General features: G+C 54.5%; 9 protein-coding genes and 2 pseudogenes. 2 read left to right on the top strand and 9 right to left on the bottom strand.

Annotation, left to right across the window (positions count from 1 at the left end; translation table 11 throughout):
- Nucleotides 1–199: 199 nt before the first annotated feature.
- A pseudogene (locus ATG98_RS18260) lies at nt 200–412 on the top strand (formaldehyde dehydrogenase, glutathione-independent); the annotation flags it as partial.
- A gap of 140 nt (nt 413–552) precedes the next feature.
- On the opposite strand, the pseudogene ATG98_RS18265 reads toward ATG98_RS18260, so the two are convergent.
- Nucleotides 553–705: pseudogene (locus tag ATG98_RS18265) on the bottom strand (transposase domain-containing protein); the annotation flags it as partial.
- 935 nt (nt 706–1,640) lie between these two features.
- Nucleotides 1,641–2,666: a fatty acid desaturase gene (locus ATG98_RS18280; protein ID WP_179888209.1), complete on the bottom strand. Its 1,026-nt coding sequence runs from the start codon at nt 2,664–2,666 to the stop codon at nt 1,641–1,643.
- 188 nt (nt 2,667–2,854) lie between these two features.
- On the opposite strand from ATG98_RS18280, the gene ATG98_RS21925 reads away from it, so the two are divergent.
- Entirely contained in the window at nt 2,855–3,004 is a 150-nt protein-coding gene (locus ATG98_RS21925; RefSeq protein ID WP_179887988.1) for a hypothetical protein, read from the top strand.
- A gap of 170 nt (nt 3,005–3,174) precedes the next feature.
- On the opposite strand, the gene ATG98_RS18285 is transcribed toward ATG98_RS21925, so the two are convergent.
- The 7 genes from ATG98_RS18285 to ATG98_RS18315 form a co-directional block, all read right to left on the bottom strand.
- Nucleotides 3,175–3,633 carry an ATPase gene (locus ATG98_RS18285; protein WP_098418444.1) on the bottom strand — a complete coding sequence of 153 codons (459 nt, stop codon included), beginning with the start codon at nt 3,631–3,633 and terminating at the stop codon, nt 3,175–3,177.
- Between the two features lie 48 nt (nt 3,634–3,681).
- On the bottom strand, nt 3,682–5,418 hold the full coding sequence (locus ATG98_RS18290; protein WP_098418445.1) for an isocitrate/isopropylmalate family dehydrogenase: 1,737 nt from the start codon (nt 5,416–5,418) through the stop codon (nt 3,682–3,684).
- A gap of 37 nt (nt 5,419–5,455) precedes the next feature.
- A complete protein-coding gene (locus ATG98_RS18295; protein ID WP_098418446.1) occupies nt 5,456–6,919 on the bottom strand; it encodes a malate:quinone oxidoreductase in 1,464 nt (487 codons plus the stop codon).
- A gap of 65 nt (nt 6,920–6,984) precedes the next feature.
- Complete coding sequence (locus ATG98_RS18300; protein WP_098418447.1) at nt 6,985–9,315, bottom strand: xanthine dehydrogenase family protein molybdopterin-binding subunit; 2,331 nt, start codon at nt 9,313–9,315, stop codon at nt 6,985–6,987.
- Nucleotides 9,312–9,806 carry a (2Fe-2S)-binding protein gene (locus ATG98_RS18305; protein WP_098418448.1) on the bottom strand — a complete coding sequence of 165 codons (495 nt, stop codon included), beginning with the start codon at nt 9,804–9,806 and terminating at the stop codon, nt 9,312–9,314. Before ATG98_RS18305 ends, ATG98_RS18300 begins: the two co-directional genes overlap by 4 nt.
- A gap of 267 nt (nt 9,807–10,073) precedes the next feature.
- Complete coding sequence (locus tag ATG98_RS18310; RefSeq protein WP_098418449.1) at nt 10,074–13,196, bottom strand: efflux RND transporter permease subunit; 3,123 nt, start codon at nt 13,194–13,196, stop codon at nt 10,074–10,076.
- Nucleotides 13,196–14,479: an efflux RND transporter periplasmic adaptor subunit gene (locus tag ATG98_RS18315; protein WP_098418450.1), complete on the bottom strand. Its 1,284-nt coding sequence runs from the start codon at nt 14,477–14,479 to the stop codon at nt 13,196–13,198. Before ATG98_RS18315 ends, ATG98_RS18310 begins: the two co-directional genes overlap by 1 nt.
- Nucleotides 14,480–14,483 lie beyond the last annotated feature (4 nt).

Genomic DNA, 14,483 nt, shown 5'->3' on the forward strand with positions numbered 1-14,483 from the left:
ACTTGCTGGACAACACGAATGTGGAGGGCTTCTAATATTTTATGATTCAGTTTACGACCATCAATCTAGCCCATTAAGAGGCAATATCCGATAAGCTTTGGAACCACACCTCATAATATGAATGATGTTCGCTTACTTTTTAACCCATCAGTAAGCTGCGATTCCATACTATAAAAAATAAATCTGTCCCGGTTTTCCTGCCAAGGCAATGTCGTTTCATACCGGCCAGACGCCGGTCATGCGTTATCATCGCCAGCTTATGCAGGCGATTCTGTACGACAAAGTGCAGATCGGTAAGGCGGTTAACGTAACCCCCATTAGCCTCGACGAGGCGCCGAAAGGTTACGAAGAATTCGATGGCGGCGTGGCCAAGAAATTCGTCATTGATCCGCACGGCGTTTTAGGCAGGTAGACCTGATTGTGACGCCCCGGCATTGGTCGGGCGTCATCTATCTCACTTAAATTACGTGACGTGACGGATAACCCAGGGTTCGGTGAGCTCGATCGACCGATGGTTCTCAATCTCCCGGAAATACCGTTCTGGGCTTGTCCTCAGCCGATCTGCGACACATTTTTTGAAGCCCGTTCCAGGTCCACGTTCCACGGTAGCAGTGCTTCCAGCTTCTCCAGCGTGTCAGCTTCAGCGATTCGCTCCAGAATATGCTGGATATAAACCGAGCGTTCCAAGCTGTTGGCTTTAGCGGTTTATGCCGAACCCAGAACTATGCCGAACTGGCTTTGTCGTTTGCGTAAATAAGCCGACACCACGCCATTTTGGGTCTTTCACTAACTGTGCCGACTCGGCACAGTTAGTGATCAGCTACAAGTTATTAAGGAACGCCAGCAGTTCATCTCCGGGTTGTGCCTCAGGACATGCGGGGTGATCCGCTTCTGTTTTAGTGAAGGGCAATGCTGCCCAGCACAACCGAAGCGCGATCAAGACCTGTGAGTTCGGAAAGTCGTAAACCTGTCTGTACGGCAAGCAGCAGTAACGTCGGATCCCGACGACCGATCCACGTTGACTGATCCGGTGCTGCCAGTAGCGCCTCAATCTCTGGTCTCGCCAGAAAATGCACTATCCTCCTGTCCTGACGTTTGCCGGGCACTGCCAATACTCGCTGGATTTGTGCACTGTGTGCGGGTTCTTCGTAGGACACAAAACGGAAGAAAGATCGAATGGCAGTCAGCCTCAGGTTTCGGGTCCGGACGCTAATCGAACGATTGACTTCCAGATCCTCGAGAAATGCGCTGGCATAAGCCGATCGGTAAAGAAGCGTTCCAGCAGAGCCGGTAGAGTGGGAGTGTTCATGGCAATGCCTCCCAGTGTTTCTCAAGTCGGCGCGTGGCGTGTTCCATGAGCTCGGGACAAGCTGACAGATACCAATAGGTGTCACGAATGCATGTATGACCCAGATATGTCGACAGCACAGGCATCAGATTGTCCACATCTTATGCACGCGTCTGCCTTGTCCCGGGCATTGAGATACTATGACCTGAGGCTGCTGGTCCTCATTGCAGGCAATCGCGCCCAAGCTATTTTTGAGCGTCATGAGGTGTCTGCTGCCGTCGTGATTACCATAGTGGTGCTTGCGATCTGGGGTGGCGCTTTATTGGGCGGGTGACAGAAAAATCTGTCCCGATTAGCCCCCAGCCTCCCTAAAGGAAACCAGCCGCCGTTTGTCTTCGTCCCAGAGTGCCAGGCGCACTAACTCAATGCTTTCGCGCAACGTCACCCGGTTGAATGTTTGAAGTTCGGGATAGTCCTTCAATACCTCGGGCAGGCGGTAGCAAGGAATTCGGCTGGCCAGATGGTGAACATGGTGCACACCGATGTTGGCGCTGAACCAACGCAGGATGCCCGGCAGTACATAGTAGGAGCTGCCCTGCAGCGCAGAGTCATGGGCGTTCCAGTGTTCATTTTGTTCCCAGTAGGTGGCCTCGAACTGATGCTGAACGTAGAACAGCCAAACTCCCATGGTGGTGGCAAGCAGCGTGATCGGGATTTGTACCAGTAAGAAGGGGCCCACCCCGACAAACCAGATTACGGAAGTTGCCAGTGCCGCGATGGCCACATTGGTCCCCAGGGTACTGATCCAAGGCATTTTGCCAGCACGCATGAATCCGAAAGGCAGCCGGTAGTCCAGCAGGAACGTGTACATGGGGCCGAAACCAAATAGCACCAGAGGGTGGCGGTAGAGGCGATAGCGCCATTGCTGCCACCGCGGCAAAGCCTGGAACTCGCGCACTGTGAAGGTGTCGAGCCCGCCAATTTGCGGCCGATCCAGATTGCCGGAGTTGGCATGGTGGAGGTTGTGGGAGTGGCGCCAGAAATCGTGAGGCGTGAGGGTAAGCACACCGATGATACGGCCGGTCCAGTCATTGGTACGCCGCGAACGGAAAAATGCCCTATGACTGCAGTCATGCTGGATCATGAACAGGCGTACCAGGAATCCCGCCGCAGGGACGGCCAGTACCAGGGCCACGGGCCAGTATCCGGCACTGACCGCCAACCACATCAGAGCCCAGATCAACACAAAAGGAAGTGCGGTGATCAGGATCTCCGCAATACTGCGTGCCAGGCGTGGCTTGCAATACGCTCTGAGTGTCTGCCTCAGAGATCTGGGGTCTGTATTGAACTCGGGGGTCGATGCTGGCGGTATGCTCATGGTGCTTTTGCCTCGAATCCGGTGTCTTAAGCATCAAGCCTACACCAAGGCCAGTCGAAGTGGGCCAGGTGTTTAGCTCAATCTTAACGTGATTGTACCTAGTCGTAGATGAGTTTAGAACCGAGGCAAGTTATCAAGATGATGTTTACTGACGGTAAGTGTTTTAAGGTACTTCCTTCAGAAAAAGCATGCCTGATGGCCCATCAGAACCCGCCGACGAAACCACCACACACGCATTGATGCTGATGATGTCGTCTGCAAGCTTGGCGCTACTCGCCGCTAGCCCAAATCAGCTGGTGCTAGCGGCGTTTTCCGCGGTGCTCTTCGGCCTTGCCTAACATGTCAGCCATTCGAAGCTGCGCAGTAGAATTGCATTCACAGCACGCTCAAAAAAACGACTAATTCCCCCGCCCGACTGGCAAGGGTTGCCAGATTCCCCAGTGCCAAGCATTAGGCTTACGAACTAGTCAGACGGGACACTAGGCTCCAGCGTGGTTGAACGACTCAGTCATAGATCTTCCATGCGGCTTACCTGACTAGCAAGACGCTTCGATTCGTTTTTCTCCATCGTCAATAGTGACTCCATTAGCTCTCTTATTTTAGGAATCTCCGCTTTCTCGGCCAGTGTTTGGTAAAGATCAATTATTTGATCGTGAAAATCGAACACTTCAAGGCAGATACCGTTGAAATCAAGCGTTGCATAGGGCTGGTCACAGGTTCGGTGGGTTTTAATGGGGTGATTTGAAAGATAGTCATAAACCCTTGTTTCCAAAACATTGTTATCTGCCTGGTATTCAAACTCGTTTACAATACGCTCAATTTCGGACTCATGACCGGCCAGGTAGTTCAGAAGCGCTCGAGCTCGTTCATCCTCATTCCGTGGCGCACAATGGGAAAGGCAGCTCGCCAAGTGTGCATGTAGATCACTTGACCAGTCGATCAGTTCTCTATACGTATTGATGTCCATTCGTATTCACCTTTCGTATGTGTCGCGTTGCTGCTTCGCGGCTGAAATCTACTTGAGCGCGCCTTCTACAGCGTTCAGGAAACCTGTCATATCCACCACCTGCTCTGAATCTGGGTCGACGGTCTTGCCTTTGAGATCCGCAGTTACAATGCCCCTGTCGACGGTGTCGGTCAGGGCGGCTTTGAGGTTCACCGCGTATTCGGCCAGGGGCGCGTTGCCCTCGCGCTCGCCCAAGTATTCCAGAGCGTTAGCGAGTGCGAAAATCAGCGCGGAAGGGTTGAAGTGGGCGTCGCGGCCGTCGCTCTCTAAATATTTCAGATAAAGATCATGAGCCGTGCCGTGGGGCGCCTCAAAAAGCATGGTGCCGGCCTTGCTCTCGATGATGGAGCTGGCAGTGGCCAGGCTACCGCCGAGAGCAGCTGAGATGTCCGAAAAGATATCGCCATCCAGATTCTGGGACGGATAGAGCGCATTTCTCGGGGGATCGGTGATCATCTTCTTGAGCTGACTGGAGGGCCGCATGATCATGAAAGACGGCGGTGGCGTGTGTTCCCGTGCCAATTCCCGCCTCACTTCGGTGATAACGTTGCTGAAGACTTCGTCGTATTCCATGTACTCGCGTTTGAGGCCGAAGTAGACCTCTTTGTTCTTGCGAGAAGCGTCACGAAACACCTGTGCTACCCAGTCTTTTATGGCTTCATGATCATTGGACATGAACAGTATGGGGTCGCCGTTACCGACGCGCCGTGCGTGTTTCTCTTCGCCGTCTACGATCACCTTGAGGATGCCATCTTCCTGCGCCGGCATGTTGAAGCTGCCGTATTGGTCGCCACCGCCGGCGCTCATGCGGGAAATAGATACATGGGCACTGCGGCTGGGAATACCAACCTCTCGCAGCTGATTGACCAGTTTGAGCAGCTTGCGCCCAGTGGTGTTGTCAGGCACGCCCCAGAGCGCGCGCTCTGGCGGGTTAGAGACGATGCGTGCTGCCTGGGCGTCGATGAGCTCGTAGTGGTAGCTCAACCCCAGGTCTTTGATTTGCTGACGGTAGTCGCTTTGGTAGATGTCTTCAATCACCGCTCGCATGGCGCCGTCGTAGCCAGGGATAACGGTGTCTTTCAGGCCCAGATAAACATCACGCTTCTCGTTAATGGCACGCTGGAAAAAGCGGTGAGCCCAGGCTTTAACGTCTTCCACATCGTTGGTGGCGAGCAGCCAGGGATCGCCTTTACGGAGCTCACGGCGGTGCAGCTCAACCGGGTTGCCGCTGCTACCCACAAACATCAGCTTGACTACACCCGTGGACTGGGACAGCTGGTTGAAACTGTCTTTAATGCCGCCGCACTCCATGGTGTCAACTTCAATGTCGCGACCGATCCAATCCGGACGGCTGATCTTGAGGTTGCGAAACTGGATGTCTTCACGGGTTATATTGCCGCTGATGCCCTTTCGGATGGCGCCATTCGGAGATTTAGTGGCCAGTGGGTGAAGGTTGCCAGCGTCCACATTGGGGTGCTTGCGAAGCAGTTCTTCCAGTTGCTGGCGGTTAACGGTCATGCCGGCATTTTTCACCCCCACACCATGGCGTTTCAACGCGTCAATGGCATCAATCACTGCCTGACCGTTGGTCAGCAGGCGGCGTTCCGCAGACAGGTCGATTTCTTCAAGCTTGATATTCAGGCGCGCGGTCACGAATTTCTTGAGAATGTACTCAAAAGCAACTTGGGCCATTTCATCGCCGTGAAGGATGACCAAAGGCGACGTTACATTAATCTTGCTGTCCATAGATTGTTCTCCGCGGTTTTTGCAGTATTGATCGGTCTTATTGCGCCTTGGGCTGAATTATCCCCAACTGTTGGTTAGCTGCGTCGCGAATCTGCCGGTAACGATCAGGGTTGCCGATGAGTGTTTCCAGATCATCCTCGGGGAAAATCTCACTCCTCTTCTCCTTAGCGCCTTCTTTAGAAAAGACAGACGGTATCAACTGTTCCAGACAACGCAGTATAACCTCAGGCGAAACCGACGCCCCGGGCGATGCGCCCAATAAAGTCCCGTAAGTTTTGTCTTTCGACACAAGGATTTCTGTGCCCATCTGCAGATCACCGTCTTTGATGATCTGCACTCGCTGGCCAGCTTGAACCGGCTTCCAGTCAAACTTTTTACTCAAGCCCGGAGCAAAGCTGTCCAACTCCTCGAACATGCTCTTTTTGCCTTTGAAGGTCTCTGAAATCAGATATTTAACCAAGGGGAAATGCTCTAAAGCGACATTCAGCAAGCCAGGGATATCATGGGGGCGAATTGACCTGAGGTAATCAAAAAACCCTCGATCTCTCTCGAGGCGCGGTTTAAATGAGGCGAAAGGACCAAACAATAAGTAATGCTTACCGTCAACTACCCGCAAATCCAGGTGCGGTACGGACATGGGAGGCGCGCCCACTTTCGCCTTGCCATAGGTTTTAGCCCGGTAATACCCGGCTTGCTCTTCACTAATCGGCGCCCGAAGAAAACGCCCGCCCACAGGGAAACCGACAAAGCGGTTTCGGAACGGCAAGTGGCTTTTTTTCAGGAGGGGAAATGCGCCCCCACCGGCGCCCACAAAAAGCGCATCTGCTTTGTACTGAACAGGTTTTCCGTTGCATTCAGCCTTGATAACCCACCGCCCGGTCGGGCTCTTGTGCACACGCTTAACGTGGGTGCCGTACTCAAACTTCACCCCCAGGTGCTGGGCTGCGTAAGCCGCCATTTGCTCCGTTAACGCACCAAAATTAACGTCCGTACCCGTCTCAATAACGGTAGCCGCCATTTTTTCATGGCGTGGGCGCTCGTCCATGGTGTATGGAATCCAGCTCTTAATTTCATCAAAGTCTTCTGAGTAACGCATGTGCTCAAAAAAATGATGGGCCGACATTTCCTTGAACCGCAATCGCAGTTCTTCAATATCAGATTCGGAAACTATGGTGCAGTGTTTGGTTTGATTGATAAACGTTTTAGGGTCTTTTATGGCGCCCTTTTCGACCAAATGAGCCCAGAACTGCTTGGCAACATTGAACTGGGCGTGGATCTTCAGCGCTTTTTCAACCGAAATGACCTCTTCATCGACTGGCGTGTAGTTCAGCTCGCAGTTCGCTTCATGACCCGTGCCGGCGTTCCAGAATGGAGAGGAATTTCCCGCCCCGGCACTGTCCAGTCTCTCTAGGATGGTGATATCCAAATCCGGTGCCATCTCTTTTGCCAAGGTGGCAAAAGTGGTGCCCATAATTCCTGCGCCTATGATCACTACGTTCATAAAGGTCTACTCACCAGCGTCAAATGTTTAGAAGGACCCGCGAGAGTCCTGACTCTGTATCGGCTTTAGCTCAGCTGGTTGCCGACAGGAAGGCGCCGAATGCGCTTTCCTGTGGCCGCATAGATGGCGTTGCACAGTGCCGGCGCAACCGGCGGCAGACCGGGCTCACCCACACCGCCCATGGCGTCGTCGGGATTATCGATCAGGTGCACCCTGACCACTTTTGGCGCGTCGGGCATTCGCGGGACCAGATAGCTGTCAAAGTTATCTTGCTGGGCAACGCCATTCTTGAAGGTCACCTCGCTTTGCAATGCAACACCAATGCCCATCACGCAAGAACCCTCCATCTGCGATCGGATTCGTTCCGGATTGGCTTGGGGCCCGCAGTCGAAGGCAATATCCGCCCGATGAATGGTCAACTTGCCCTTGTCATCCACTTCCACGTCAAAAACAATAGCCGTGTAGGACACAAAGCTGTTGTGGAACGCCAGGCCCAGGCCGCGCCCTTTTTCAGTCTTACGCCCCCAGCCCGCCTCTGCGGTGGCGCGCTCAATTACCCGGCGCATCCGGCCGATATCGATCGGGTGCAGGTCCGGATCCTCACCGTAGTTCCAGCCATCGCCAACGGTCAGGTTGTGAATTTTCCGGGCTGGCCCAAGCAAATCCAGAACATAATCACGGTGATCCTTGCCGGCGGCCACGGCCATTTCATGGGCAAAGCTCTGGATCGCCCAAGCGTGGGGTAGATTGTACACCGATCGGAACCAGCCAATACGCACATGAGCCGGTGCAGGCGGATTTTCTAGCCGGATAGCAGGAATATCGAAAGGCATGGTGTTAAAACCCATGCCCAGCTCAAATTCCCCTTTGTGTTTGGGGTCCGGCATAAAGAGCGAGGCGATGCTGGGCGACAGGGTGCGGTGGCGCCAACTGGTGGCTTTACCCTCGGCGTCCAGGCCCGCGTCCAGATGATCGACGGAGACCGCGTGGAAGTAAGCGTGGTGAATGTCATCCTCGCGGGACCACTGCAGCTTAATAGGCTGCCCCTCGAACTCCTTCGCAACCAGGGCAGCCTCCATCACAAAATCTGGTTTCGACTTGCGACCGAAGCCGCCGCCAAGCAGCGTCTGATGAAGGGTTACATTGTCCAGATCCATTTCCAGCATCCCTGCGATGCCTTCCCGGGCCGCCCTTGGATGCTGAACCGGCGCCCAGGCCTCGGCCTTACCGTTCTTGATCATTACCACCGCGACCGGGGGTTCCATGGTCGCCTGTGCCATGTGGGGCATGTAGTAGGTTGCTGAAACACGTTTTTCGGCATTCTGCAAGGCGGCTTCAACGTCGCCGGATTGGCGAATAACTTTGCCGGGGGATTGCGCCGCCTTTTCCAAAGATTCCCGGTAAGCATCAGAGGTGTAATCGGCATTGTTCCCGGCTGGAGCGTTATCCCACTCGATCTTCAGGGCCTTGCGACCCTCCATGGCAGCCCAGGTATTGGATGCCACCACAGCAACCCCACCCAAAGGGTTGAATGCTGCGGGCTGGCTCGCGCCTTTAATACGGATCACCTTTTTAACACCGGCAACTTTCAGCGCCTCGCTGTCATCAACGCTTTTCACCTTGGCGCCGTAGACTGGCGGCCGGGCTATGACCGCGTAGAGCGTATTCTCCAGATCGATATCGGCGCCAAAAATTGCCTTACCCGTAACAATGTCCTCACCATCAATAGCCTTGGGGTAAGCAGATTTCAGCTCACCGTTGATCAGCCCGGATTCCTTGCCAATAAAGCGCAGCTCGCTGTCTGATTTCAACACCAGAGCATGCCGACCAGGAACATCCAGCCCCCTTGCGGCGTCTGCAAGGTCGCCAAAGCCGAGTTCCCGGCCCGTGGCTGAATGCACCACCTTGTGGATTTCGGTTCGAACCTCGTGTACCGGTACATCCCATTGACTGGCGGCGGCTTGCTCAAGCATCAATCTGGCGGCGGCGGCTGCGCGGCGCATGGGCTCATACCAGTGACGCATGCTGCGCGAACCGTCGGTATTCTGATTGCCGTACTTATCCTGGTCGCCTTCTGCTTGCTGCGCCCGAACCTGTTCCCAGTCTGCACCCAACTCGTCGGCAGCGACCATAGCCAGACTTGTGCGGATACCCTGCCCCATTTCGGCGCGATTGTTAATGATGGTGACCAGGCCGTCCGAATCGATTTGGATAAACACATTGGGGTTATCAACCCAACCGCCGGGCATGGCACCGGCGCCAAACTGAGCCTGCTCATTGGCCAGCGCCAGGTCCCAGCGAGCGGCCAACAGCAGCGCAGAGCCCCCGACTAACCCTTTCAAAAGACCGCGACGGCTAACATTGGCAAGCAACAGTGTGTCGTCTGATCGGCTCATGAGCTGGCTCCCTCTTTGTCCATATCTTGAGTGCCCATATCCCGAGTGTTCGCAGCCCGTTCAATGGCTGCCAAGATGCGATTGTAGGTGCCACACCGACACAGGTTGCCCGCCATGGCGTCGACAATTTCCTGGGTTTGTGGTGCCGGGGTTCTCTTCAGCAGAGCCGTGGCGTTCATGATTTGGCCACCCTGGCAATAACCGCATTGCGCCACGCCCAAATCCAGCCAGGCCTGCTGAACTTTATGGCCAACCGGATCGTCGGCCATAGCTTCAATGGTTGTAATCTCGCCCTTGGCGGCAGAGACCGGTGTGACACAAGACCGTATCGCAACCCCGTTCAGGTGAACGGTGCAAGCACCGCACTGAGCAATACCACAGCCGAACTTGGTGCCCTTCATGCCGACAACATCCCGAATAGCCCAAAGCAGCGGCATGCTGTCGGGAACGTCGAGCTCGTGTTCTTGTCCATTTATGGTCAGGGTAATCATGGGTCTGTCCCTCATAGTCTGCCGTTTGGCTCACATTGTCGTTAGTACAATAGTTGTAAACTTAGCAGCTATGAGGATTTGCCACCAACTCGGGTCAGAATGAGTCTTGCGCCAACCACCGCGAACCAGCTTCCTACATTGACGCCGCCCGCTCGTGCGAAATCGGCTGTGTCACGAGGGGTATCCGGGCCACCTGCGCCGATTTAGGTGGAAAAAATGCCCATGCAAGAGCCCACTCACTCTGAGCCCCTGCACTTTACCAAAACTCTAGTTTAAGAGCGGCTTGCGCCTCCATAAATAGAACAAGACCGGAATCACCAATAGCGCCAAAATGACCGCAGTGATCATACCCCCCACCATAGGCGCGGCAATTCGACCCATCACCTCAGAACCTGTTCCAGTGCCGACCATTATCGGAACCAGACCACCGATGATGGCGGCCGCAGTCATCATCACCGGTCGTACTCGCATACCGGCACCGTGAAGCACCGCATGACGGAGTGTTTCCCGCCTGGGCGTCAAGCCTTTCTGTTCGCAGGTTTCAAGCATTGCCTGATATGACTGGTTGAGGTACACCAGCATGATGACTCCAATCTCCACCGCTACGCCCGCCAAAGCAATGAAACCAACGCCAACGGCGACGGAGAAGTTATAACCCAACAGATACATCAGCCAAACAGCTCCGATCATTGCGAACGGAAGCGTACCCATGATGATGCCCACTTCCGCAAAGTTCCTGAAGTTCAGAAACAGCAGGATAATGATAATCGCCAGTGTCAACGGAACCACGTAGGTCAGCTTTTCTTTAGCGCGGAGCATGTATTCATATTGGCCCGACCAGGCGATGGAGTAACCCGCCGGCAGGTCTAATTCTGCCTGCACGACCGCCATCGCCTGTTCAACGTAAGTGCCGACGTCTACACCCTCTATATCCACGAAGGACCAACCGTTAAGACGAGCGTTTTCACTTTTGATCGCCGGCGGCCCATCTTCTATCCGGATATCGGCGACATCAGCCAGCGCAATCCGCTGGCCTGTGGTCGTTACGATGGGAAGCTGTTCCAGTTTTTCGGGAGAATCCCGGTAGTCTTCCGGATAACGAAGGTTAATGGGGTAACGCTCAAGGCCCTCAATGGTTCTGGAGACATTAATCCCACCGATTGCGGTGGCAATCACTTGCTGTACGTCCGCGATATTCAGACCATAACGGGCAGCGCGCTCACGGTTGATGTCCACCTTGATATACCGACCACCTGCTACGCGCTCTGAGTAAACCGACGCCGTGCCGGGCACGTCTGCCAGAATTTCCTCCAGCCGTTTTCCAACATCCTCGATGGTTTTAAGATCGGGGCCGGCGATTTTAATGCCTACGGGTGTTTTTATACCCGTTGCCAGCATGTCAATGCGGGTGATGATCGGCATTACCCAGGCATTGGTGACACCAGGAAATTGAATCAGTGTGTTGAGTTCCTCTTTGAGCTTGTCTGTGGTCATGCCCTCGCGCCACTGATCGCGGGGTTTGAGCTGAATGAAGGTTTCAATCATGGTTAAAGGCGCTGGGTCGGTTGCCGTATCCGCACGCCCTACTTTGCCGAACACGGTCTTCACTTCTGGCACCGTCGCAATCAGTTTGTCCGTCTGCTGCAGCAACTGGCGGGCTTTGCCGATTGAGATCCCAGGATAGGTCGTTGGCATGTACATCAAGTCCCCTTCGTCCAGCGGGGGTATGAATTCGCTACCAATTTTTGTTGCAGGCCAGAGGCCAACAGCCAATACCAGTAGGGCAGCCAGCACCGTCGACATGGGAAACCTGAGCACCAGCTTCAAGACCGGCATATAAGCGCCGACCAACACCCGGTTGAGGGGATTCTTATGCTCGGGCAGCACTTTACCCCGAATAAAGTAGCCCATCAGTACCGGAACCAACGTCACAGCAAGGAACGCACTGGCCGCCATGGCGTAAGTTTTGGTGAACGCCAGTGGCGCAAACATTCGCCCTTCCTGCGCCTCAAGCGCAAACACGGGTACGAAACTGACCGTAATGATCAACAGCGAGAAAAACAGCGCAGGGCCAACTTCAGAGGCAGACCTGGCCACAATCTCCCATCGGTTCTCGGGTGTGAGTGGCGTTCGCTCCATGTGCTTGTGCATGTTCTCTATCATAACGATGGCCCCATCGATCATGGCGCCGATAGCAATGGCGATGCCGCCGAGAGACATAATGTTGGCGTTAATGCCTTGCCAGTACATGACGGTAAACGCCATCAGAATGCCCACAGGTAAGCTGATAATCGCCACCAACGAAGAGCGGACGTGAAACAGAAAGACAATACACACCAGGCCGACGACCAGAAACTCTTCCAGCAGCTTAAAAAAGAGATTGTCGACGGCGCGCTCAATCAGGCCAGAACGGTCGTAAACCGTGACTACTTCAACGCCATCAGGCAAGCTCGATTGGAGTTCGCCCAACTTGGCCTTGACGCCATTGATCGTTTCCTGGGCATTTTCACCAAAGCGCATCACCACGATGCCACCAACGGTTTCACCTTCCCCGTTAAGTTCGGCAATACCGCGCCTCATCTGTGGCCCCACTTCGACACTGGCCACATCTTTGAGCAGAATCGGTGTGCCGTTTACATCCAGACCCAGCGGAATCACCATCAGGTCTTCCCGGGATTCAATGTAGCCGGAGGTACGCACCATGTATTCGGCTTCCGCCATTTCAATGACCGAGGCCCCGACTTCTTGGTTACCCTGCTGAATCGCTGTTTGGATAAGTGACAGGGGGATTCCCAGGGCGCGGAGCTTTTCCGGGCTGACCTTGACCTGATATTGCTTCACCATGCCGCCGAGCGCAGCCACCTCTGATACCCCGGGCACCGTTTGTAATTCGTACTTCAGAAACCAGTCCTGCAGGCTGCGCAACTGACTCAGGTCGTTTTGCCCTGTGCGATCAACCAATGCATAAAGATAAACCCAGCCAACACCGGTGGCGTCCGGCCCTAATTGCGGCCGTGCTGAATCTGGCAGGTTGGGCGCCACTTGCGACAGATACTCCAGAACTCTGGAACGCGCCCAATACATATCGGTATCTTCGTCGAAAATCACGTAAACGTAAGAGTCGCCAAAAAACGAATAGCCACGCACGGTTTCCGCACCGGGAACCGACAGCATGGCGGTCGTCAGGGGATAGGTGACCTGGTCTTCTACTACTTGCGGTGCTTGTCCAGGGAAGCTGGTTTTAATGATAACTTGCACATCGGACAGATCCGGAAGCGCATCGACCGGGGTTTTACTGAGTGAGTACAGGCCCAACCCTGATATTAATAGGCTCGCCAGCAACACCAAAAAACGGTTTCGGATGGACCAATGAATAATGGATGTAATCATCAGTTGGCTCCCTCACGATCCATAGTCTCGTGGTCCATCTCGCCGTGATCCATCGTGCTGGCCGGCATGGCCGACATGCGTTGAAAATCCGAGGTCTTACTGGATTCAGAATCAATCAGGAACTGGGCCGATGTGACCACCGTATCGCCCGATACGACACCGCCGAGAATCTCGGCGTACTGATCGCCCATCCGTCCAACATCCACATTGACGGATTTGAATGCCCCGCCATCCAACGCAAGCACCAGTCGATCGCTCTGGCCCGTTCGAATAACCGATTCGCGAGGCACCAGCATTTGCCGGTCTGCCCTTGCCCCCTGAATGTTTAATGCTACAAACATACCCGGCAGCAAGGTGCCATCGGCGTTGTCAAAACGCATTCTCACCCGAGCCGTACGGGTCTTGGAATTCACTTCCGGGTACACATAATCCACCTCGCCCGTCCACTGGCGCCCAGGCAGGTAGTCCAGCGTCATCACCACGCGATTGTTGGATGCCACGGTAGCCAACTGACGTTCAAATACTTCGCCAATGACCCACACCTCATCCAGTGCCGCAATGGAGAGGACTCGATCCCCTGGTTTGATGAACATACCTTCGCGAACATTGAGGTTATCGATAACACCTGAGGTGGGCGCATACACTGTTAACGTGCGCCGTGTTTCGCGGGTTTTGGTCAGCTGTCGTATCGCGCTTTCCGGCACATTGAGGGCCGCGAGCCGCTCCTTGGAGGCATTGATCAAACGCTCATTACCCCGGTTCAAAGCGAGGACTAATTCATCCTGGGCGTTGACCAATGTGGGTGAGTAAAGTGTATACAGAGGCTTGCCCTTCTCGACCGCTTCGCCCTCTGCCTTCACGTAGAGCTTCTCAATCCAACCCTCAACCCGAGGATGGACATGAGCCATATCGTCTTCGTTGTATTGAACGTACCCCACCGTCGTTATGTTATTCGGCAGCCGCCCCTGGGTGACAGGGCCCGTCCGCACACCCAGGTTATTAACCACGCTGGGTGAAATACGAACCGTGCCTGGGGCGTCTTTACCCGACCCGCTTTCGGCATAGACAGGAACCAGATCCATGCCCATGGGCGATTTACCCGGTTTGTCACTCTTGAAATTGGGATCCATGGGCGCTACCCAATGGACGGGTTCTTTACTGACACTGCTCGGGGCCTCGACCACCGAATCCTTTGATGTGTCGGGGGCAAACCAATAGGTTGCTGCCGCTCCGGCTACGCCACCTAACAACAGAAAGCCCAATGGGCGCATAACATTTGCCATGAGT

Source organism: Marinobacter sp. LV10R520-4 (genome assembly GCF_002563815.1).
Classification (GTDB): domain Bacteria; phylum Pseudomonadota; class Gammaproteobacteria; order Pseudomonadales; family Oleiphilaceae; genus Marinobacter.

Excerpts from the sequence above, each read along its gene's own strand:
- ATG98_RS18280 (WP_179888209.1), bottom strand. The coding sequence starts at position 2,666 with ATGAGCATACCGCCAGCATCGACCCCCGAGTTCAATACAGACCCCAGA.
- ATG98_RS21925 (WP_179887988.1), top strand. The coding sequence starts at position 2,855 with ATGCCTGATGGCCCATCAGAACCCGCCGACGAAACCACCACACACGCA.
- ATG98_RS18285 (WP_098418444.1), bottom strand. The coding sequence starts at position 3,633 with ATGGACATCAATACGTATAGAGAACTGATCGACTGGTCAAGTGATCTA.
- ATG98_RS18290 (WP_098418445.1), bottom strand. The coding sequence starts at position 5,418 with ATGGACAGCAAGATTAATGTAACGTCGCCTTTGGTCATCCTTCACGGC.
- ATG98_RS18295 (WP_098418446.1), bottom strand. The coding sequence starts at position 6,919 with ATGAACGTAGTGATCATAGGCGCAGGAATTATGGGCACCACTTTTGCC.
- ATG98_RS18300 (WP_098418447.1), bottom strand. The coding sequence starts at position 9,315 with ATGAGCCGATCAGACGACACACTGTTGCTTGCCAATGTTAGCCGTCGC.
- ATG98_RS18305 (WP_098418448.1), bottom strand. The coding sequence starts at position 9,806 with ATGATTACCCTGACCATAAATGGACAAGAACACGAGCTCGACGTTCCC.
- ATG98_RS18310 (WP_098418449.1), bottom strand. The coding sequence starts at position 13,196 with ATGATTACATCCATTATTCATTGGTCCATCCGAAACCGTTTTTTGGTG.
- ATG98_RS18315 (WP_098418450.1), bottom strand. The coding sequence starts at position 14,479 with ATGGCAAATGTTATGCGCCCATTGGGCTTTCTGTTGTTAGGTGGCGTA.